This is a genomic window from Collimonas rhizosphaerae (genome assembly GCF_038896935.1).
In the GTDB taxonomy this organism is placed as follows: Bacteria; Pseudomonadota; Gammaproteobacteria; order Burkholderiales; family Burkholderiaceae_D; genus Collimonas; species Collimonas rhizosphaerae.
Genome location: NZ_JBANDC010000034.1, coordinates 1 through 20,242, shown reverse-complemented (window position 1 = coordinate 20,242; position 20,242 = coordinate 1). Strand labels below are relative to the sequence as shown.

Below are 20,242 nucleotides of genomic sequence, written 5' to 3'. Positions count from 1 at the left end.
GCGACCGGCAGCTGCGGCGCGCGGGCGACGTCGACCACTTGCTGGGCGGTCAGGTTGAAGCCGTCGATGGTGATGGTGGTAGTAGTCATGTTCAAGTCCAAGGTGGATTAGCGTTTAAAATTTTCGACAAAGCGGCTGAACGCCTGGGCGGCGAGGGCGGCGTCGTCGGTTGTCATGATTTCATCGGGATGATGGCTGATGCCGCCGTTGCCGCAGCGGACGAACAGCATCGCCACATCGGCGATGGCGGCCATCGCCATGGCGTCGTGGCCGGCGCCGGACGGCAAATGTTTCGGCGCCGAGCCGCCGGCTTCGATCGCGGCCGCCAGCTGCTGCTGCAGCCACGGCGCGCAGGGCACGCTGGACGCTTCGTGGGTCTTGCGGGTGTGGACCGCGACATTGCGGCGCTGGCCGACCTGTTCGATCCTGGCCAGCACATCGGCCACCGCTGCCTGCCTTGTCTCGTCTTGTTCGGCGCGGATGTCGATGGAGAACAGCGCCTTGCCCGGCACCACGTTGGCGGCGCCGTTCGGCACGTTGAACTGGCCGACCGTGCCCACCAGCCCGCGTGTGCCATGGCAGCGCTGTTCGATGTACAGGCCGATTTCGGCGGCCGCCATGGCGGCGTCGCGCCGCATGTCCATCGGCACGGTGCCGGCGTGGCCGGCCAGGCCTTCAATCTCCACCATGAAGCGCGATGCGCCGGAGATGGCGGTCACCACGCCCAGCGGCAGGTCTTGGTTGAGCAGCACCGGCCCTTGCTCGATATGCACTTCGACGAACGCCAGCACGGTTTCCGGTGCATACGCCGCCTTGCCCAGGCCGGCTGCGTGAAAGCCGGAGGCGGCCATGACGTCGCGCATGCTTTGCCCGGCTTCGTCCAGGTTGTCCAGCACCGCCAGGTCGAAGGTGCCGGCGGCGGCGCGGCTGCCGAGCAAGGTGGCCTTGAAGCGCACGCCTTCTTCTTCGGCAAAGCCGATGATCTCGATCGCGAAAGGGAAGCGCTTGCCGGCCGCATGCCATTGCTGGACGCAGGCGATCGGCAGCAGGATGCCGAGATTGCCGTCGTACTTGCCGCCGTTGCGCACCGTATCGAAATGCGAGCCGGTCAGCAGGGCGGGCGCATCCGGCGCCAGGCCCTCATAGCGGCCGATGACATTGCCTGCCATGTCGCGCCGCACGCTCATGCCGGCCGCGCACATCCATTCCGCCAGCCGCGCCGCCGCGCCGTGATGGGCGCTGGTCAGGTAAGTGCGGGTCAGCATGCCGGGCGCTTCGCTGAACTGCGCCAGCTCGTCGGCCCAGCGCATGATCTGTTCGCCGCAAGCAGTTTGTATTTCCATATTGCAACTCATTGATGTCTCCTTGCTGTGGATTCATGATTTTTCTTGGTTTTTTTGGATAATACTCTTGAATTCAATTATTGCATACAATAAGTGAATGCATTATATTGAATCCGGGGCGCTGCTTTTCCAGGCTCGATCCAAGGCCGAAACAGAGCACGTCCAGATATATAAATTGGTATAAACCAAACAAAACAATTAGGAGACGAACGTGCGGCGCTTTTACAAATCACTGTTTGGCCAGGTGCTGATAGCACTTGTCATGGGAATCGCGGTTGGAGTGTTGTTCCCGAAATTCGGAGAAAGCCTGAAACCTTTGGGCGACGGCTTCATCAAGCTGGTCAAGATGATCATTCCGATGATCGTGTTCTGCGTGGTGGTGCAAGGCATCTACGGCGCGGGCGAACTGAAGAAGGTCGGCCGGGTCGGCCTCAAGGCGCTGATCTACTTTGAAGTGGTGACCACGCTTGCCCTGGTGCTGGGGCTGCTGCTGGCGTTCGTGTTCCATCCCGGGGTCGGCATGAACATCAATCCCGATACGCTGGACGCGAATGCGCTGTCGAGCTACGTGGAAACCGCCAACAAGGTCAGGGGCAGCAGCTTTTCCGACTTTGTCATGAAAATCATCCCGAACACCGTGGTCAGCGCATTTACTTCCGGCGACGTGCTGCAAGTGCTGCTGTTCTCCATCATTTTCGGTTCGGCCCTGTCGCTGATCGGCGACAAGGCGGCGCCTATCGTGACCGTCGTGCACAGCATGTCGGAAGCGTTTTTCAAGTGCATGTCGTTCATCATCAGGCTGGCGCCGCTGGGCGTGTTCGGCGCGATCGCTTTCACGGTCGGCAAATACGGCGTCGGATCCCTGCAGCAGCTGAGTTTCCTGGTGCTGCTGTATTTCTTTGCCGTGGTGGTGTTTGTCTTTGCGATACTGGGCACCATCTTGCGGCTGGCGGGCTTCAGCATCTTCAAGCTGATCAAGTACCTGCGCGCCGAACTGCTGGTGGTGCTGGCCACCGCTTCATCGGACAGCGTATTGCCGCAAGTGATGCGCAAGCTGGAATACATGGGCATCAAGGATTCCACCGTGGGCCTGGTGATCCCGACCGGCTATTCGTTCAACCTCGACGCTTTCTCGATCTACCTGACCCTGGCCGCGGTATTCATTGCGCAAGCCACCAATACGCCGCTCGCGGTTACCGACCTGCTGGCGATCCTGGCGGTGGCCCTGATCACTTCCAAGGGCGCGCATGGCGTGCCGGGTTCGGCGATCGTGATCCTGGCCGCCACCTTGTCCGCCATCCCGGCGATCCCGGTGGTGGGGCTGGTGCTGGTGCTGTCGGTCGACTGGTTCATGGGCATTGCGCGCGCGCTCGGCAACCTGCTGGGCAACTGCGTGGCGACCGTGGTGGTGGCGGTGTGGGAAAAGGATATCGACAAGGCGCGCGCCCATGCGGTCTTGAACGGCGCCCGTCCGGCCGCAGTCGAGGATGCGCTGCAGGAGCAGGCAAACCTGCAAATGGCGGCGGAAAGCCGCTCGCTGTAAGTCAAGGAGGTAAGCCCGGAGCTGCGTGCGGCCGGGCATTCTTATTCTTTTGAAGGGGCTGCATTTGCAAGTACAATTTTGGTTTTAGAACAACGCTCCGAGGAAATCGCTAACATGAGCCTGTCACCAAGCCCTGCCGACAGTTCTGACGATATTGCGGCCGACATCACGACCGCAATTGCCGAGCAGCGCCTGCCGCCCGGCACCAAACTGCGGGAGGAAGCCTTGGCGCGCCTGTATTCCGTGAGCCGCACCAAGATCCGGGCGGCGCTGGTGATGCTGGCAAAAGACAAGCTGATCGACCTGGTGCCGGACAAGGGGGCGTTCGTGAGCCGGCCGACGGAAGAGGAGGCGCGCCAGATATTTTTCGTGCGGCGCGTGCTGGAGACGGCGCTGGTGCGTGAATTCGTGGCCAAGGCCACTGCCGCCGACTATGCATTGCTGGAGCAGCACCTGCAGCAGGAGCGCGAGGCGCTGTCCAAGGAAAATCCGCAAGTCCGTTCCAAGCTGCTGAGCGATTTCCACATCCTGCTGGCGCGCACGGTGGGCAACCAGGTCTTGACCGATGTCCTGACCAAGCTGGCCGGCCGCAGCTCACTGATCACCATGCTGTACCAGTCAACCCGCGATGCCGCCTGTTCCTCCGATGAGCACGTGGAATTCCTGCAGGCGGCGAAGGCCGGCGATACGGAAAAGGCGGTGCAGCTGATGCAGCACCACTTGCACCACGTGGAATCGGCGCTGCAGTTCGAGATACCGCCGCCCGGCGCCAAGAAGGATTTCGTCAAGGCGCTGCTGGCCTAGGGCCGGTTCACACTTCTACATCTGTTTGAACAGATGGATAAAGCTGCGGCTCACTTCCAGTTTTTCTGTATGCCCCTTGATCAGCACCTGGTGGCGGCCGCGCAGGTCGCGCGTGATGCCGTCGATGGCGTTGACGTTGACCAGGGTGGCGCGATGGATCTGCCAGAACAGGTCGGGATCGAGCTCTTCCGCCAGGTCGCGCACTGGCTTGCGGATCAGCGCTTCGTAGCTGGCGGTCTGGACGCTGGTGTATTTTTCATCGGAACGGAAGAACAGGATTTCCTGCACCGGGATCAGCCGCAATTGCTGGCCGATGCTGGCCTGTATCCATTGCAGGTAGACCGGCTTGGTGGCGATGCCCATCTGCTTGGCAAGCTGCGTCAGCATCGAACCCATGTCGGCCGGCGCTGAACTCAGGCGGGCCTTGAGGCGGGTCACGGTCAGGCGCAGGCGTTCGGCTTCGGCCGGTTTCAGGATGTAGTCGACCGCGCCGCGCTCGAAAGCTTCAATCGCATATTCGTCGTAGGCGGTGATGAACACGATGTGGCTTTTGCCGCCGATTTCCTGCGCCGCCTGCAGCCCGGTCTTGCCGGGCATGCGGATATCGAGGAAGGTGAAGTCAGGCTGCAGCTGGTCGACCAGTTCGATCGCTTCATCGCCGTTCTTGGCTTCGCCAAGGATTTCCAGTTCCGGCCAGGCCTGGCTCAGGCGCAGGCGTATCTGGTCGCGCATCAGGCGTTCGTCGTCGGCAATGATTGCAGTAGGCATAGGCAGATTCTAATATTGAGTTAACGTTTTTTCTTGACTGCGCCCGAACCCATGATGCTGGAATGTACTTCCGGGTCGCCGGCATACGTGACATCGCCGGAACCGGCAGTCGAGACCCGCAGGGCCTTGCTGGCATAGACGTGGGCGTCGCCGCTGCCGACGATCGACACATTGGTGTTTTCCGCCATCAGGTCGAAGCCGTCGTAGTCGCCGCTGCCGGCAATCGATACCTTCAGGTCGCGCGTCTTGCCCCTTACCTTGATGTCGCCGGCGCCGGCGATGGAGGCGGCGACGACGGGAGCGTTCAGTTCGCCGCTGACGGTGCCGGAACCGGAGATGGAAATCCTGATGCTGTCTTTGGAACTGAGCTTGCCGATGATCTTGAGGTCGCCGGAGCCGTAGATGCCTAAACTGTTGACGTCAGGCGCCGTGATATAGACGTTGATGCTGTGGTGGCTGCTGAAAAACGAATGGCCGGTGAAATAGATCTTCAATGACGAACCGCTGTTCTCCAGTTCGACCTTCGAGGCGGCTCCGTTCTCGGTTTCGATGATTGCCGGCTTGGCGGGTCCCTGGGTCAGGTACACGTTCACCGCATCCATCACTTCCAGCTGCTGGAAACTGCCTATCTGGCGCTCCGTCTTGACGATGTCGGCGGCCGCGCTGTCGCTGCAGCTGAGCAGGGGAACCATGGCTGCAGCGGCCAGTGTAAGGACAAAAGCAAGACGCGGGATCGATTTCATATTTATTTCCTGTTGCTTCCTAGCCTGTTGGATGGATTTATTGAGGCTTGGCCTTGCCGGCAACTACCTGGTACGGCACTTCGATGGTTGAACATACGCCGCTCGGGCTGTTGGGCGCAATTTCCAGTTGCGCTGCAGCGCCGTGCAACAGCTTGAGGCGGTCGCGGATGCTTTGCAATCCCAGCCCGGTGCCGTCGCTTGGGAAGGCGCCGAAACCGAGGCCGTCGTCAGTCACGCTGACGCGCAGCTTATTGTCCGCGACTTCCGCCTTGATGCGCAAGTAGCCGCCCTCGGCCTTGCGCTCCAGGCCGTGCTTGATGGCGTTTTCCACCAGCGACTGCAGCATCATCGGCGGGAAGGCCGCGCTGCGCAAGCCTTCCGGCACCTGCAGGTCGACGCTCAGGCGTTCTTCCATGCGCATCTTCAGCAGGTCCAGGTAAGCCCGCACGATATCGACTTCGCGTCCCAGCGTGGTGACGGTGGAGGTTTCCCGCATTTGCGGCAGCACCGCGCGCAGGTACTGGATCAGGCGCTTCTGCATGGCCGAGGCGCGCGGCGGATCGGTTTCAATCAGGTAGTCGACCGACGCCAAGGTGTTGAACAGGAAATGCGGCTCAACCTGGGCCTGGATCATCTGCATCTTGGCTTCCGAAACCTCGCGCTGCAGGTTGGCGTGTTCGGCGGCGGCGTTGGCCGCCCTGGCCCGCGCTTCGGCGCGTTTTTTACCGCCCATCAAAGCCTTGGTGCCGAACAGGCCGATCAGCAGCAGCAGCACAAAATTCACGAACCATTCGGAAGATTTTTTCTGGTAGCGCGCCACTTGCTGTTCGGCCTTTTCGGCAGCCGCCTCATGGATGGCGGCGACAGCGTCGTTGATCGCCTGGTTGACGTCGGCGGTCGCTTCCGGCGGCAAGGTCAGGCTCAGGCTGGCGGCATTCGGTGCGGCCGGCGTAGGCGCTGCAGGTGGGGCGGGCGGTACAGGTGGAGCCTTTGGCGCGTCGTCGTCGGCATCGGCGTCAGCGGCGGCAGCAGCTGCTGCAGGCGACGCTGCAGAAGCAGCTGACGCTGAGGCCGGCGCCGCGGGCGATTTCGACGTCATCGCGCTATCGCCGTCGCCGTCGTAGGTATAGGTACCGGTTTTTATATGGACGCCGGTGTCGTCGATGCGGATATCGGTATTGCCCTTGTTGCGCTTGGACGGCTTGCTGGCGTGCTGGCTGACTTTTTCAATCACCAGCTCGCTGGAGGAAAACAAGGTTTCCTGCAAGATCCCGGCGGCTATCAGCACCAGTACCGCAAACAACAGGAATTTCCACCACGAGAGTTGCGTCACCCAGCTTGCTACTTTGTCGAAACCCCGCGACAGGTAGACCGAGGCGATGGATGCGTTTTTCTTGAATGCGGTGAACGAATCAGAATTCATGGAGTGGGATCGGTTTGTGCGGCAACTCAGCTAAGTTGTCGTCATTTTAAACGGAACGGACGCAGCAGTCTGATCGTTTTGCTAAAGGAATCAAAGAGCGCTGAGCGCTGGCGAGCCGGTTGCTTCGGTTTTCTTGCGCGCTACCTTTTTCACGGCCTGGGCCCGCTGTTGCTGTGTAAAAGCGATTTTTTCTTCCGGCGTCATGCGCTTGCCGATAATCACGATGGGCGGCATCAGCAGCGGGATGTCTTGCGACTGCGTTGCCGACGGCGCCGCGGCTTTCTTGGCCGGCGCTGCGGCCATGGCCGGGCTGGCGCCGATGCTCAGGGTCGCCAGCAGCGTGGCGGCGACCAGTAATTTAGACGTGGTGTTCATTTGCAATCTCCTGGTATATGGAACTGCGGGAACTGCGGGAACTGCGACATAACAGCGGTTTAGATGACGGCTTTCTTGCGGCTGGCTTCTTGCTGTGCCAGGACCGACTTTTGCTCACGGTTCAGGCGTTTGCCGATGATGGTGATGGTAGGCAGGCAGCCTTCTTCTTGCGCCATCGCCAGTTTTTCTTGCGGGGTCAGGCGCTTGGCGACGATCGTTACTGTCTGCAGGAACTCTGGATGGCTTGGGCGCTTGCCGACGATGGTGATGGTCGGCAGTGTCGAGATTTCAGTTTGTTGCGGTGCTGCTTGTGCCGGGGCGATGCTGCCGGCCAAGGTAGCGATGGACAGGATGGCGATCAGTGCTTGGCGTGCTGTGTTCATTTTTGTTCTCCTTGGGTGACTGGTAGGTGGCAAACGTTGTTGCATGTCGTCACTTTAGGGAGGGGCAGGGCAAGTCGCCAGCTGCTTGCGACAATCTGCAGAAATGGCGGAACAGAATACAAAAAAGCCCGACTGAGCTGCAGCGGATTTGCCCGGCTTTTGGGGGAACAGTGGGGGTGCGGTGCGGGAATGGCGCATTGTCGGCTCGCCAGGGCTCTGATATTTATTGCTTTAAAGATATGGAATAGGGATGCCTGGCAGTAAATTCACTATTTCTCTTATGCAAATCCATTCTATGTACATGCAAAAAAGTTCGTTCTCTTTATAACAAACCGGTGAGATTATCATCGTTCTTTAGCCGTATTTGTAATAAGAGGACGATGCATGACAGCCGCCGCACTTGCCAAACCAGGTCTTGCCAGGCCCGCCACGCCGTTTCGCGTGATGCCCGGGTTTCGCCTGTCGCTGGGATTTACCCTGTTTTACCTGGCCCTGATTGTACTGATTCCCTTGTCGGCGGTGTTCCTCAAGACCTTCACGCTGAGCTGGGACGGTTTTGTCGCGGCCGTCACTTCGCCGCGGGTAATGGCTTCCTATCGCCTGACCTTCGGCACTTCCTTGCTGGCGGCGCTGCTTAATGCGATTTTCGGCGGCGTCGTGGCCTGGGTGCTGGTGCGTTACCGGTTTCCCGGCAAGAAGCTGATCGACGCCCTGGTCGACCTGCCTTTCGCACTGCCGACCGCGGTAGCCGGGATTGCCCTGACCGCGCTGTATTCCACCAACGGCTGGATCGGCCGGTACCTGGAACCGCTCGGCATCAAGGTCGCCTTTACGCCGCTGGGTATATTAGTGGCGCTGACCTTCATCGGCCTGCCGTTTGTGGTGCGCACCGTGCAGCCGGTGCTGGAAGACGCCGAAAAAGAACTGGAAGAAGCGGCGGCCAGCCTGGGCGCCAATCATTGGCAGACTTTTACCAGGGTAATTTTCCCGACGGTATTCCCGGCTTTGCTGACCGGTTTTGCGCTGTCCTTTGCCCGCGCCACCGGCGAGTACGGCTCGGTCATCTTCATCGCCGGCAATATGCCGATGGTGTCGGAGATCACCCCCTTGTTCATCATTACCAAGCTGGAGCAATACGACTATGCCGGCGCCACTGCGATTGCGGTGGTGATGCTGACCGCGTCGTTCCTGCTGCTGTTGGCGATCAACGTCTTGCAAGCCTGGACCCGCAAGCGCGGCCAGTCGGTCAAAGTCTAGGAGCCGGACGTGAGCGCCACCGCCAGCAATTTCAATCCGGCCACCGCCGCCGCTCAGCCTGCTGCAAAGCCGCAGGCCAGGGGCGAGCCGGTCCATGTTCCCAACGCTACCCTGGAACCGTTGTGGGTGCGCACGCTGCTGATGACAGTCGCGCTGCTGTTCCTTGCCTTGTTCCTGGTGGTGCCGCTGCTGTCGGTATTTGCGGAAGCTTTCAAGAAGGGCTGGGAAGCCTACCTGGCGGCAATCACCGAGCCGGATGCGATCAGCGCCATCAAGCTGACCCTGCTGACCGCCGCGATCGCGGTGCCGCTCAACCTGGTGTTCGGCGTCGCCGCCTCGTGGACCATCGCCAAGTTCGAGTTCCGCGGCAAGAACATCCTGCTGACCCTGATCGACCTGCCGTTTTCGGTTTCGCCGGTGATTTCCGGCCTGATCTATGTGCTGCTGTTCGGCGCCCAGGGCTGGTTCGGCCCCTGGCTGCGCGAGCATGACATCAAGATCCTGTTTGCGGTGCCTGGCATCGTGCTGGCGACCGTCTTCGTCACCTTTCCCTTTGTGGCGCGGGAACTGATTCCCTTGATGCAGGCGCAGGGCAGCGAGGAAGAAGAGGCGGCCCTGGTGCTGGGCGCGTCCGGCTGGAAGACTTTCCGCCACGTGACCTTGCCGAATATTAAATGGGGCCTGCTGTACGGCGTGATCTTGTGCAATGCGCGCGCCATGGGCGAGTTCGGCGCGGTGTCGGTGGTGTCCGGCCACATCCGCGGCGAGACCAACACCATCCCCTTGCAGGTCGAGATCCTGTACAACGAATACAACTTCCAGGCAGCGTTTGCGGTGGCTTCGCTGCTGGCGTTTCTGGCGCTGCTGACCCTGGCGCTGAAATCGTTCATCGAATGGCGTTTGCGCGAAACGGTATTGCCGCACGGCGCCGCGCATCAATCAGGACAGGAGCAGGCATGAGCATCCAGGTAAGCAACATCAACAAGCGCTTCGGCGAGTTTGTCGCACTGAACAATGTGTCGCTGGAATTCCCCACCGGGGAGCTGACCGCGCTGCTGGGGCCTTCGGGCTGCGGCAAGACCACTTTGCTGCGCATCATCGCCGGCCTCGAAGCGCAAGACAGCGGCCAGGTCCTGCTGGAAGGCGAAGATGCTTCATCGCGCCATGTACGCGAACGCCAGGTCGGCTTCGTATTCCAGCACTACGCGCTGTTCAAGCATATGACCGTATTTGAAAACATCGCCTTCGGCCTGCGCGTCAAGCCACGCTCGCAGCGTCCGAACGAAAGCGCGATCCGGGAAAAGGTCACCAGCCTGCTGGAGCTGGTGCAGCTGGACTGGCTGGCGGATCGTTATCCGCCGCAGTTGTCGGGCGGCCAGCGCCAGCGCATTGCTCTGGCGCGGGCGCTGGCGGTGGAGCCGCGCGTGCTGCTGCTGGATGAGCCGTTCGGCGCGCTCGACGCCAAGGTGCGCAAGGAATTGCGGCGCTGGTTGCGGCGCTTGCACGATGAATTGCATGTCACCAGCATTTTCGTGACCCACGACCAGGAGGAAGCGCTGGAGGTGGCGGACCAGATCGTGCTGATGAACAAGGGCAATGTCGAGCAGGTAGGCGCGCCGCAGCAGGTCTATGAGAATCCGGCTTCGCCTTTCGTCTACGGTTTCCTGGGCAACGTCAACCTGTTCCATGGCCGCGTGCACCAGGGCGTGCTGGATACCGGCGGCGCGGTGTTCGACGCGCCGGAACACGCCGCCGCGCAAGACGCGCAAGGCATCGGCTACGTGCGGCCGCACGACCTCGACATCGATCGCTACACCGCCGGCGCCGAAGGCATCGTGGTGCAGCTGCGGCGCGCCCACGCCATCGGGCCGCTGGCGCAGCTGGAGCTGGAGCGCAGCGACGGTGCAGACGCCGGCTTGATCGAAGCAGTGATTTCCAGCGAACGTTTCAAGCAGCTCGATTTGAAAGATGGCGAAACCCTGGTGGTGCGTCCGCGCCGCCTGCAGGTGTTCGTCGATCAGCAGGCAACACGCTAAGGAGAATATTATGAATTTTCAGCAACTACGTTCTATCCGCGAAGCAGCGCGCTGCGGTTTCAACCTGACCGAAGTAGCGAATGTCTTGTTTACTTCGCAGCCGGGCGTCAGCCGCCAGATACGCGAGCTGGAAGAAGAGCTCGGGGTCGATATTTTCATCCGCAACGGCAAGCGCCTGATCGGCCTGACCGATCCGGGCAAGGGCATCCTGAAGATCGTCGAAAGGCTGTTGCAGGAAGCCGAGAATTTGCGCCAGGCCAGCCAGGAATACTCGGGCGAAACCAGCGGCACCTTGACGGTGGCCGCCACCCACACGCAGGCGCGTTATGCCTTGCCGCGCGTGGTGCAGGGTTTCCGCGCCAGTTTTCCCGATGTCCGCATCGCGCTCCAGCAAAGTTCGCCGGAACATATTGCCGACTGGGTGATATCGGGCAAGGCCGATGTCGGCATCGCCACCGAGGGCCTGACCCAGTTCAAGGAACTGATTTCCTTCCCGTGCTACGAGTGGAGCCATGTGCTGGTGGTGCCGGAGAACCATCCCTTGCTGGACATCAGCGGACCGGTCAGCCTGGCCGACCTGGCAGCCTATCCCTTGATTACCTACGATATCGGATTCACCGGCCGCGGCCATATCGACGATGCCTTCCGGACGGCCGGCATTACGCCGGACATCGTGCTGACCGCGATGGATTCCGACGTCATCCAGCAATACGTTTCGCTCGGCCTGGGCGTTGGCCTGGTGGCTTCGATGGCGACCGAGCATAGCCGCCAGAACGGCTTGCGTTCGATCGAGGTGTCGCATCTGCTGGCATCCAACGTGACCCGGCTGGCGGTGCGGCGCGGCGCTTACCTGCGCTCTTACACCTACGATTTCATCTTGCAGTTTGCGCCGCAGCTCAAGCGCGAAGATATTGTCGAGGCGCTGCAGGCGGAACCGAGCGCTGGCAGCAACGGCGTGCACAAGGGCGACTTCGAGCAGCGCATCCTGAAAATAGCCTGAGTCGAGCAGTGCTTCTAAACCCTGCCAGGCAGGGCCGGCGTCACGTTCTTGTCATATTCAGGCGCTACGATTTCGTTTGTCTCCTCCGTTCCTCCTCGGGTTCGGATTTAGCCCGCTGCCGTAAGGCCAGCGGGCTTTTTCTTTGGCGCCCTGTGTCCTGCCGGGCGCTTGGGTTTGCATTGCAGCAAAGAAAGTTGCTGTTTAATAATCAGGTTCATCCTGTACTCAATTGCCTTGCTGATATTGCCTGGCTAGCCCGGGCGTCTTAAGCGGGTCGGGTAAAACACTTCATTTGATTAATCGTGGCCACGTAAATGGAGCTTTCCATGGACTGGACACAACTGATCATCGGGCTGGCCAGCGGCGCCGCCTGTTTTTATTCTGGCCGGCGCAAGGCCGCGGCGCATTCGCGCACCAGCGCCGGACCGCGATAAATCAGGCCGGTGTACAGCTGCACCAACGCCGCGCCTGCGGCGACCTTGGCTTGCGCATCGGCGCCGCTGAAGATGCCGCCGACGCCGATGATAGGCAAGGCGTCGCCCAGTTCGCCATGCAGCTGGCGCACCACGCTGGTGGATAGAGCCAGCACCGGCGCGCCGGACAAGCCGCCGGCTTCATCCTCATGCTGCAAACCGCGGACGGCATCGCGGCTGATGGTGGTGTTGGTGGCGATCACGCCGTCTATCTTGTGCCGCAGCAAGGCGTCGGCGATGGTCTTGATCTGTTCGGCGTCGATGTCCGGGGCGATTTTCAAGGCGATAGGGACATAACGCTTGTGCTGGTCGGCCAGTTTCTGCTGCGCCTGCTTGAGTTGCGACAGCAGGGCGTCAAGTTCCGATGCGCCTTGCAGCTGCCGCAGGTTCTTGGTGTTGGGCGAGGAAATATTGACAGTGACATAGCTGGCGTAGGGATAGACTTTCTGCAGGCAGTGCAGGTAGTCTTCGGCGGCGCGCTCGATCGGGGTATCGGCATTCTTGCCGATGTTCAGCCCCAGCACGCCTTGCCGCTCCTGGTAGAACCTGGAAGCCTGGACATTGGCGACGAAGGCGTCGACGCCGCCGTTGTTGAAGCCCATGCGGTTGATGATGGCGTTGGCCGCCGGCAGGCGGAACATGCGCGGCTTTGGATTGCCGGCCTGGGCACGCGGCGTCACCGTGCCGACTTCAATCGAACCGAAGCCTAGCGCGGCCAGGCCGTCGATATAAGCGCCATCCTTGTCCAGGCCAGCCGCCAGCCCGACCGGGTTAGGGAAGGTGATGCCCATTACCGTGCGCGGATCGGCTGGCGTCTTGCCGAGCAGGGAAGTGAGTCCGAGGGCCGCGGCGCGGCGCAATGCCGGCAGTGTCAGGTTGTGGGCGGATTCCGGATCGAGTGAAAACAGGGCGGGGCGGGCGAAGGCGTACAGGAGTTTGGCTGGCACGGTAGGCGGCTGTAAAAGATGGTGCAAATTAGGGAGAATAGCGACGGCAGTGAAACCGCGGTCGCTATTCTAACGCACTCCATTCGCCTTGCCGCAGCGCTTCCAGCGGCTGGAAGTTGATTTTATAAGCCATTTTGGGGCTTTCCTTTATCCAGTAGCCGAGATAGACATATGGCATGCCGAGCTGCTTTGCCTGGCCGATCTGCCACAAGACGTTGTAGGTGCCGTAGGAAGCGCCCGGCACGTCGGGATCGTAAAAGGTATACACCGACGACAAGCCGTCGTTCAGCACATCGATGATGCTGACCATGCGCAGGGTGCCGTCGGCTTCGCGGAATTCGACCAGGCGGGTGTTTACCTTGCTTTGCAGCAGAAACTGCGCGTACTGGTCGCGGCTGTCCTGGTCCATGCCGCCGCCGCAGTGGCGCGCGGTCTGGTAGCGCAGGTACAGGTCGTAATGTTCGTGGACATAAGCCAGGTTGGTGACCAGCGTGGTCAGCTGGCTGTGCCGGTCCCAGGCGCGGCGCTGGCTGCGGTTCGGCTGGAACGACGCTACCAGCGTGCGCACCGGGGTGCACGCCTGGCAACCGTCGCAATACGGCCGGTAGGTAAAGATGCCGCTGCGCCGGAAACCGTTCTTCACCAGCTCGGAATAGACGTCGGCGTTGATCAGGTGCGACGGCGTCGCCACCTGCGAGCGCGCCTGGCGGTGGTCCAGGTAGCTGCACGGGTAGGGCGCCGTGGCGTAAAACTGCAGGGTCGAAAATGGCAGATCTTTTAAGTGCGTCATGTGCGTTCCGACTGATGACTTATACCTGCTAATTTACACCGTAATTCCGGTTTGCATAAGAGTTTGTCGTCCCTCAATCACTGTATAGGGGCAATGGACGCCAGCCATGGATTTGCGGCTGGGCGATGGCTTGCCTCAGGTGCCTCAGGAATTCGCTGCGCGCTATCGGCGCGGCGCCCAGCGAAGCCAGGTGGCCGGTCTGCTGCTGGCAATCGATCATCGCCACGCCGTGCTGGCGCAGGAAGTGCACCAGGTAGGCCAGGGCGACCTTGGATGCGTCGCTGACCCGGGTGAACATCGATTCGCCATAGAACATGTGGCCGATGCTGACGCCGTAAGCGCCGCCCACCAGCCTGCCGTCCAGCCAGACTTCCGAGGAATGCGCATAACCGAGCCGGTGCAGCGCGCGGTAGCCGGCGACGATGTCTTCCGAGATCCAGGTGCCGGCGCCGTCGCGGCGCGGCGCGGCGCATTCGCGCATCACGCGCTCGAAGGCGAAATCGAAACGGACCTGCCAGCGCCGGTCGGTGGAAGCGCTGCGGTGCACCTTGCGCAAGGTCTTGCGCAAGCTGGAGGAAATGACCAATTGGTCTGTCTTGAGCACCATGCGCGGATCGGTGCTCCACCAGAGGATCGGCTGGTTCTCGGAAAACCAGGGGAAGATGCCGTGCCGGTAAGCGTCCAGCAGGCGCCGCGGCGACAGGTCGGCGCCGGCCGCCAGCAAGCCGCCCGCGCCATCCTCGTCGGTCAGCGCCGTGCTGACGTCGGGAAACGGGCTGTCCAGTTCAAGCCAGGGGATCATCGCGGCTCTCCGCTGGCGCCTTATTTGGCCGTCAGGCCGGCGCGCATGGGTTTGAAGATGTCTTGCGCGTGCAGGTTGAACTGGCCGCCTTCCTGGCGGATTTTCCTGGCGTCGGCGAAGAAGGCGCGCAAAGTGATGTCGACGGTGGGAAAGGCGATTTCATCCCAAGGGATTTCGTTCTCGGTGAACAGCCCGACTTCCAGGCTTTCAATGCCGGCGGCGTAATCGAGGTCGAGCAAGGTGGCGCGATAGAACAGGTGCACCTGGTGCACATGCGGCACGTTGAGCAGCGAAAAAAGCTCGTGCAGCTCGATCCTGGCGCCAGCTTCTTCCAGGGTTTCGCGGCGGGCCGCATCGCCGGTGGTCTCATCGTTTTCCATGAAGCCGGCGGGCAGGGTCCAGTAGCCGTATTGCGGCTCGATCGCGCGCTTGCACAGCAGCAGGCGCAGCTCGCCATCTTGTTCCCATACCGGGATCGAGCCGATCACCATCTTCGGATTCTGGTAATGAATGGTGCCGCAATTGCTGCAGACATAACGCATGCGGTTGTCGTCCGGCGGAACCTGCAGGCTGACGGGATGCGCGCATTCGGAACAAAATTTCATAGGGGGCAATAGATAGTTTGAATCGGTAGTTTGGGAGTTTAGCATTGCCTATTAGATAGAGCTGTTCTTAATCCGATTGTCTGTATTGGTTGCATTGCACTGCAATACACTATATACTTTCATTCTTCAGACGCGGGGTGGAGCAGTCTGGCAGCTCGTCGGGCTCATAACCCGAAGGTCGTAGGTTCAAATCCTGCCCCCGCAACCAACGCAGAATAAGAAATTATTCTTGCCCAAAAAACCCCAAGTGCATCGCACTTGGGGTTTTTTGTTTTTTCTGCCCGGCTTTTTTATGGCCCGATACATGCCTGAATCAAGTGCATTATTCCGCGATGCACCAATATCATCCCTTATCTGCCGGCGGTCTGAGCCGGCCCCGCGCCTCTTCCGTTGCATTCAAATCAACCGTATTGCCAATCTTCGACCTTGCGCCTTGTCTGTGGCGACCATCATTTTATTATCATAAAAATATCTTTCAGGTCGGGCGTCGCCATTGTTTTGGGCAGTTGCTGTTCACCATTTCGGTGCCGGTTTCGCACCAAAGTGGTATTACTAAAAAACTACCAATTTGAACTGGCATTGGCGGCTTGCGTCATGTTTTTTGTGATGCTGCGATGCAGCGTGTTTAGTGCTTTTGAGTAATGCCGCTTCATTTCGACGACGGCTGTGAAATTTTCAGGGGAAAAGATAAAAAAACTTTGAAATATTCAATTTCACCCGATTTTATGGCATTTCAATACAAATGACGACGATGGGCCTGGCGCTTGAAAATAACTTGTTTTCATAGGAGAAATAGCAAAAAGTCGGATGTGGAACAGGCCCGTGAAAGGGTAACTTTTCTGCCTGCAAGAAGTTCCGTATGAAAATCGCGAAATTCTCATTTTTCAGAAAATAGGCGCTTCTTCAGGTCCTGTTTTGAAAAAAAGCGACCAGTCCACTCCACTAAACAACAGTCATGTAGTTTGTAAAATAGTGAATGTAAACAACGGTATATATAGATATACGAATTGGTAATTTTGATACCAATAATTTATTTATGTAATACCAGTTGAATGCCTATTGACAGCCACTTTTACGGTCCCTAGAGTGTCCTCAGCGCAACGTTTCCAAAGGGAATTCGTGAGCTTGGACGTAAGGCAGATGCGGAAGCTTGGTGCGGGGCAGGGTACGCACGGCATTTTCCCCAGGCGGTTTTTGGAGAAGGACCGGCCAGGGAAATTGTTCTACAAGCGGCGCTATGCAGCGTCTTGTTGGTTGGATCTTGTTGTATTGGCGACTGTATCGAAAAAAAGGTTCTCCCCTTTGTCGGCCTGAAGCGACCTCAAGCCACAGCGTGGAGAAGTCAATGAAAAAAATGGCCTGCTCGAGGATTCCGGGGCCGCAATCGATGGGGAGAACGGTAAGTGAATAAAAATTTAACACCAATAGCATCTGCAGTTGCGCTGCTGGTCATGGCGGCAGCCATGCCGGCATACGCGCAGCAGGCAGATGACGCAGCTTCCAAAGCTGACGGCAAGAGCACCGACAAGGGCGGCATTGAACAGGTCACCATCAGCGGCATCCGCGGTTCCCTGCAAAAATCCCTGACGCAAAAGCGCAACGCCGATTCGCACGTGGAAGTCATCACCGCCGAAGATATCGGCAAGATGCCGGACAAGAACGTTGCCGATTCGTTGTCGCGGGTTCCAGGCGTCACCATCGGTAACGCCGGCGCCACCGAAGGCGGTTTCGACGAAGCGGACCGGGTCAGCATGCGCGGCACCAGCCCGAGCCTGACGCAAACGCTGATCAACGGCCACAACGTAGCGTCCGGCGACTGGTTCGTGCTGGACCAGTCGGGCCAGGTTGGCCGCAGCGTCAGCTATACGCTGCTGCCTTCCGAACTGGTTGGTTCGGTGGTGGTGCACAAGAGCTCCCAGGCCAGCCTGGTGGAAGGCGGGGTCGCCGGTTCGGTCGACATCATTACCCGCAAGCCGCTGGAGTTCAAGAAACAGTTCACGGCTGAAGCAACCCTGGGCGCCGTGTATGCCGATTTGCCGGGCAAGACCGATCCGCAGATCAGCGCATTGGTGAACTGGAAAAACGAAGCCAACACCTTCGGCATCTTGGTGCAGGCATTCTCGGAAGAACGCCATCTGCAACGGCAAGGACAGGAAATCCTGGGGTATACCCAGATCGCCGCGGGCAGCAAGATCGCCCTCGCGCACCCGGACCTGGCCGGAGTATATGCGCCTAACCTGATCAACTCCGCCCTGTTTGAGCAGCAGCGCAAGCGCACCGGCGGTTTGATCGATGCCCAGTTCAAGGTGAGCAACGACTTCTCGTTCGACGTCAATGCCTTCACTTCGGAAATGAAGGCGGCCAACTATAACCGCAGTTATGAATTCTGGGGTGCGCAGGTCATCAACGCCGGCGCCGGCCAGTCGCCGAATCCTGGTTACACGGTGAAGAACAACACGCTGACATCGGCTACGTTTGCTCCTGTAGCCGGCACCAACTACGGTGTCTACGACCAGATATCACGTCCTGACGAAAGCGCCAGCTCAAACTTCGTCGAGCTTGGCACCAAGTGGCGCGCAACCGATTCGCTGACCTTCACCACCAAGCTGGGCACTTCCGCCGGCGAAGGCAAGACGCCTACCCAAAACGTCGCGGAATGGAACGTCGGCGTCGGCGCCGGAGCCGGTTACCAATTGAACGGCACGGGCACCGCCGCCAACTGGAACCTGGGAGCGACCAACAACTCCAGCCCTGCCGGTGCGCAATTCGGCTGGATCTTCGGCGACCAGAACATCAACGTCAAGGACAAGGAAAACTGGGCCCAGGCTGACGGCGAGTATTCCACTGACTGGGGTACCTTGAAGACAGTGCAGTTTGGTTTGCGCTATAACGACCACAAACGCAGCTCCGATGGCGTGATCGGTCAAGGACCGCTGAATGCGGGCAACACCGGCGCAGCAAATTCTGCCGCCAATCCGGCCAATTTCCCGCAGGGTTATCAAAACTTCCCAGGCAATTTCGGCAGCGGCCTCGGCAGTGGTTTCCCGACCAACGTGTGGTATTACTCGCCGGGCCAGCTGGCGGCATACAACGCCTTCACCAATCGCGATCCGGTCACGCGTGAAGACTGGAATTCGGAGTTTTCGGTCAAGGAAAAAAACACTGCCGGTTACCTGCAAGGCAATTTCGAAGGCGATCGCTGGAGCGGGAATCTCGGCTTGCGCGTAGTCCAGACCAAGGAGAGCGTCATCTCCAACGTCGCCTCGCTAGCTACCGCGCCGGGCGCGATCACGACTTCCGCTTTCGGTCCGTTCGTTCGGCAGCACGACGATAACAGCTACGTCGATGTGCTGCCAAGCATGAACTTGAAGTTCGACCTGAGCAAGGATGTGATTGCCCGTTTTGCCGCATCCAAGACCATGACCCGTCCGGACTATTCGGCACTGGCCGGCCAGGTATCGTTGTCGCCCCCGGCCCAGTTTGGCGCGATCGGTTCCGGCACCGGCGGTAATCCAAACCTGAAGCCAATCACGTCGAACAACTTCGATGCGTCGCTGGAATGGTACTTCGCTCCGCGTTCCCTGGTGTCGGCAAGTATCTTCAACATGAACCTGACCAGCTATGTCGGCCTGGGCACCGTCACCAGAAGTTATGTCACCAGCACGCCTGACCATCCTGCCAACTATCTGGCGGATTACCAGCTGACAGTGCCGGTCAACACCAGCGGCACGGTGAACGGCATCGAACTCGCGTATGAAATGCCGTTGGGTAAAAACTTCGGTTTTGCCACCAACGCGACTTTCATCAACGCCTATGACGCTAGCAACGGTCCTCTGGTCGGCGCATCGAAGCGTACCGCCAACCTGACGGCTTATTATGAAGATGAACGCTTCAATGCCCGCATCTCCTACAACTACCGTAGCAGTTTCTACAGTGGCCTGGATCGCAGCACGGCGTTCTATCAAGCCGGCGTCGGCACCCTGGCGATGTCGTTGGGCTACAAGTACAGCGAACAGCTGTCCTTCACGCTGGATGCACAGAACCTGAACGACCCGACCTTGAAGTACTACGCGCTCAATGAAGACCAGCCGCGTGCGTTCTACAAGAACGGCCGGCAGTTCTACCTGAATGCGCATCTGAAGTTCTAGCAGCAGGAAGCCGGCATGCCGCCGTCCAGCAGCGGCATGCCGGTGGTTTCAGATCGAAGTGAGAGTTGACGTCGATTTCGCCGTGAGAGCGCAGACGACCGGATGTTGTTGTGGTGCGCTTGAATGCAAGACGCTCTCCGGTTTTTTTTACCAATGCAGATGAAACTGACGATATGCGGGCAGATCGCACAGATCGGGCCGGCAACAGATCAGGCGCCAGGCGGACGGCATAGCCAATATCGAGATTGCCGGAACCCAGGCGAATAAACAGGAGTCGTTGTATGGATTTCACGCAGGATGGGAAAAATCCCTCGAATAACGTAGTTGGCATCAGCGTGGTTGTTGTTCTGCATGTCCTTATTGTTTATGCGTTGCTTACAGGGCTTGCCCGTAAGGTTGTAGAAGTGATCCAGCAGCCGGTCGAGACCAAGATCATCGAAGAGTTCAAGCCGCCGCCACCGCCGCCGCCGGACAAGCCGGTGCCGCCGCCGCCAAAATCGGTCGCGCCGCCACCGCCGTTCGTTCCCCCGCCAGAGGTAAAGGTAACGCCGCCGCCGCAAGATAACGTGATTGCCGCGGTAACAAACGTCAAGCCGCCGACCAATGACTTGCCTACTTCGGTAGCGCAGCCGTCGGCTGCGGGCGAGGCTGGGCCGGCGCATACCAGCGCCAAGATTGCAGGAAATTGCGAGAAGCCGGAATACCCGCGGTCGTCCTTGCGCAATGAAGAAGAGGGCATGGTGACGGTCAAGCTGACCATCGGCGCCGACGGCAACGTCCTTGATTCTGCGGTTGAAAAAAG

General features: G+C 59.6%; 18 protein-coding genes and 1 tRNA gene. 9 read left to right on the top strand and 10 right to left on the bottom strand.

Annotation, left to right across the window (positions count from 1 at the left end):
* Positions 1 to 107 precede the first annotated feature (107 nt).
* Positions 108 to 1,343 (bottom strand): allantoate amidohydrolase, encoded by a 1,236-nt coding sequence (locus tag V8G57_RS25680; protein ID WP_342831833.1) that lies wholly within the window; start codon positions 1,341 to 1,343, stop codon positions 108 to 110.
* Between the two features lie 211 nt (positions 1,344 to 1,554).
* Between V8G57_RS25680 and V8G57_RS25675 the strand changes: the two genes are divergently transcribed.
* On the top strand, positions 1,555 to 2,886 hold the full coding sequence (locus V8G57_RS25675; protein ID WP_342831832.1) for a C4-dicarboxylate transporter DctA: 1,332 nt from the start codon (positions 1,555 to 1,557) through the stop codon (positions 2,884 to 2,886).
* A 114-nt stretch (positions 2,887 to 3,000) separates the two neighbouring features.
* A complete protein-coding gene (locus tag V8G57_RS25670; protein WP_092401884.1) occupies positions 3,001 to 3,690 on the top strand; it encodes a GntR family transcriptional regulator in 690 nt (229 codons plus the stop codon).
* A gap of 15 nt (positions 3,691 to 3,705) precedes the next feature.
* Here V8G57_RS25670 and V8G57_RS25665 read toward each other — a convergent pair whose 3' ends face one another.
* The 5 genes from V8G57_RS25665 to V8G57_RS25645 all read right to left on the bottom strand — a co-directional run bounded on the left by V8G57_RS25665 (position 3,706) and on the right by V8G57_RS25645 (position 7,382).
* Positions 3,706 to 4,458, bottom strand: a complete 753-nt coding sequence (locus V8G57_RS25665; protein ID WP_092401881.1) for a LytR/AlgR family response regulator transcription factor — start codon at positions 4,456 to 4,458, stop codon at positions 3,706 to 3,708.
* 20 nt (positions 4,459 to 4,478) lie between these two features.
* Positions 4,479 to 5,201, bottom strand: a complete 723-nt coding sequence (locus tag V8G57_RS25660) for a head GIN domain-containing protein (protein ID WP_092401878.1) — start codon at positions 5,199 to 5,201, stop codon at positions 4,479 to 4,481.
* Between the two features lie 37 nt (positions 5,202 to 5,238).
* A complete protein-coding gene (locus V8G57_RS25655) occupies positions 5,239 to 6,624 on the bottom strand; it encodes a sensor histidine kinase (protein WP_342831831.1) in 1,386 nt (461 codons plus the stop codon).
* 90 nt (positions 6,625 to 6,714) lie between these two features.
* Positions 6,715 to 6,999 carry a hypothetical protein gene (locus V8G57_RS25650; RefSeq protein WP_342831830.1) on the bottom strand — a complete coding sequence of 95 codons (285 nt, stop codon included), beginning with the start codon at positions 6,997 to 6,999 and terminating at the stop codon, positions 6,715 to 6,717.
* Positions 7,000 to 7,058: 59 nt separating this feature from the next.
* Positions 7,059 to 7,382 carry a hypothetical protein gene (locus V8G57_RS25645; RefSeq protein WP_342831829.1) on the bottom strand — a complete coding sequence of 108 codons (324 nt, stop codon included), beginning with the start codon at positions 7,380 to 7,382 and terminating at the stop codon, positions 7,059 to 7,061.
* A 384-nt stretch (positions 7,383 to 7,766) separates the two neighbouring features.
* Here V8G57_RS25645 and cysT point away from each other — a divergent pair, with 384 nt between their 5' ends.
* From cysT to V8G57_RS25625, 4 genes are read left to right on the top strand one after another with little or no spacing between them, the layout of a single operon-like run.
* Entirely contained in the window at positions 7,767 to 8,639 is an 873-nt protein-coding gene (cysT, locus tag V8G57_RS25640) for a sulfate ABC transporter permease subunit CysT (protein WP_342831828.1), read from the top strand.
* A 9-nt stretch (positions 8,640 to 8,648) separates the two neighbouring features.
* Complete coding sequence (gene cysW, locus V8G57_RS25635) at positions 8,649 to 9,599, top strand: sulfate ABC transporter permease subunit CysW (RefSeq protein WP_425458332.1); 951 nt, start codon at positions 8,649 to 8,651, stop codon at positions 9,597 to 9,599.
* Positions 9,596 to 10,675, top strand: a complete 1,080-nt coding sequence (locus V8G57_RS25630) for a sulfate/molybdate ABC transporter ATP-binding protein (RefSeq protein ID WP_092401861.1) — start codon at positions 9,596 to 9,598, stop codon at positions 10,673 to 10,675. The genes cysW and V8G57_RS25630 overlap by 4 nt, the downstream gene beginning before the upstream one ends.
* Before the next feature lie 10 nt (positions 10,676 to 10,685).
* On the top strand, positions 10,686 to 11,675 hold the full coding sequence (locus tag V8G57_RS25625) for a CysB family HTH-type transcriptional regulator (protein ID WP_342831827.1): 990 nt from the start codon (positions 10,686 to 10,688) through the stop codon (positions 11,673 to 11,675).
* A 376-nt stretch (positions 11,676 to 12,051) separates the two neighbouring features.
* On the opposite strand, the gene V8G57_RS25620 is transcribed toward V8G57_RS25625, so the two are convergent.
* The 4 genes from V8G57_RS25620 to V8G57_RS25605 all read right to left on the bottom strand — a co-directional run bounded on the left by V8G57_RS25620 (position 12,052) and on the right by V8G57_RS25605 (position 15,292).
* Positions 12,052 to 13,095 (bottom strand): quinone-dependent dihydroorotate dehydrogenase, encoded by a 1,044-nt coding sequence (locus V8G57_RS25620; RefSeq protein WP_092401852.1) that lies wholly within the window; start codon positions 13,093 to 13,095, stop codon positions 12,052 to 12,054.
* A 64-nt stretch (positions 13,096 to 13,159) separates the two neighbouring features.
* Positions 13,160 to 13,885, bottom strand: a complete 726-nt coding sequence (locus V8G57_RS25615; protein WP_092401849.1) for an arginyltransferase — start codon at positions 13,883 to 13,885, stop codon at positions 13,160 to 13,162.
* A gap of 73 nt (positions 13,886 to 13,958) precedes the next feature.
* Positions 13,959 to 14,687, bottom strand: a complete 729-nt coding sequence (aat, locus tag V8G57_RS25610) for a leucyl/phenylalanyl-tRNA--protein transferase (protein WP_342831825.1) — start codon at positions 14,685 to 14,687, stop codon at positions 13,959 to 13,961.
* 20 nt (positions 14,688 to 14,707) lie between these two features.
* Entirely contained in the window at positions 14,708 to 15,292 is a 585-nt protein-coding gene (locus tag V8G57_RS25605; RefSeq protein WP_144742738.1) for a zinc ribbon domain-containing protein, read from the bottom strand.
* 131 nt (positions 15,293 to 15,423) lie between these two features.
* Here V8G57_RS25605 and V8G57_RS25600 point away from each other — a divergent pair.
* The 3 genes from V8G57_RS25600 to V8G57_RS25590 all read left to right on the top strand — a co-directional run.
* Positions 15,424 to 15,500 (top strand) — tRNA-Met (locus tag V8G57_RS25600).
* 1,195 nt (positions 15,501 to 16,695) lie between these two features.
* The gene (locus V8G57_RS25595; protein WP_342831824.1) at positions 16,696 to 19,440 is read left to right on the top strand and encodes a TonB-dependent receptor; all 2,745 of its coding nucleotides are present in this window, start codon (positions 16,696 to 16,698) and stop codon (positions 19,438 to 19,440) included.
* Between the two features lie 281 nt (positions 19,441 to 19,721).
* The coding region (locus V8G57_RS25590) for an energy transducer TonB (RefSeq protein WP_342831823.1) at positions 19,722 to 20,242 on the top strand (521 nt) is incomplete at its 3' end.

Excerpts from the sequence above, each read along its gene's own strand:
- V8G57_RS25680 (WP_342831833.1), bottom strand. The coding sequence starts at position 1,343 with ATGGAAATACAAACTGCTTGCGGCGAACAGATCATGCGCTGGGCCGAC.
- V8G57_RS25670 (WP_092401884.1), top strand. The coding sequence starts at position 3,001 with ATGAGCCTGTCACCAAGCCCTGCCGACAGTTCTGACGATATTGCGGCC.
- V8G57_RS25665 (WP_092401881.1), bottom strand. The coding sequence starts at position 4,458 with ATGCCTACTGCAATCATTGCCGACGACGAACGCCTGATGCGCGACCAG.
- V8G57_RS25660 (WP_092401878.1), bottom strand. The coding sequence starts at position 5,201 with ATGAAATCGATCCCGCGTCTTGCTTTTGTCCTTACACTGGCCGCTGCA.
- V8G57_RS25655 (WP_342831831.1), bottom strand. The coding sequence starts at position 6,624 with ATGAATTCTGATTCGTTCACCGCATTCAAGAAAAACGCATCCATCGCC.
- V8G57_RS25650 (WP_342831830.1), bottom strand. The coding sequence starts at position 6,999 with ATGAACACCACGTCTAAATTACTGGTCGCCGCCACGCTGCTGGCGACC.
- V8G57_RS25645 (WP_342831829.1), bottom strand. The coding sequence starts at position 7,382 with ATGAACACAGCACGCCAAGCACTGATCGCCATCCTGTCCATCGCTACC.
- cysT (WP_342831828.1), top strand. The coding sequence starts at position 7,767 with ATGACAGCCGCCGCACTTGCCAAACCAGGTCTTGCCAGGCCCGCCACG.
- V8G57_RS25630 (WP_092401861.1), top strand. The coding sequence starts at position 9,596 with ATGAGCATCCAGGTAAGCAACATCAACAAGCGCTTCGGCGAGTTTGTC.
- V8G57_RS25625 (WP_342831827.1), top strand. The coding sequence starts at position 10,686 with ATGAATTTTCAGCAACTACGTTCTATCCGCGAAGCAGCGCGCTGCGGT.
- V8G57_RS25615 (WP_092401849.1), bottom strand. The coding sequence starts at position 13,885 with ATGACGCACTTAAAAGATCTGCCATTTTCGACCCTGCAGTTTTACGCC.
- aat (WP_342831825.1), bottom strand. The coding sequence starts at position 14,687 with ATGATCCCCTGGCTTGAACTGGACAGCCCGTTTCCCGACGTCAGCACG.
- V8G57_RS25605 (WP_144742738.1), bottom strand. The coding sequence starts at position 15,292 with ATGAAATTTTGTTCCGAATGCGCGCATCCCGTCAGCCTGCAGGTTCCG.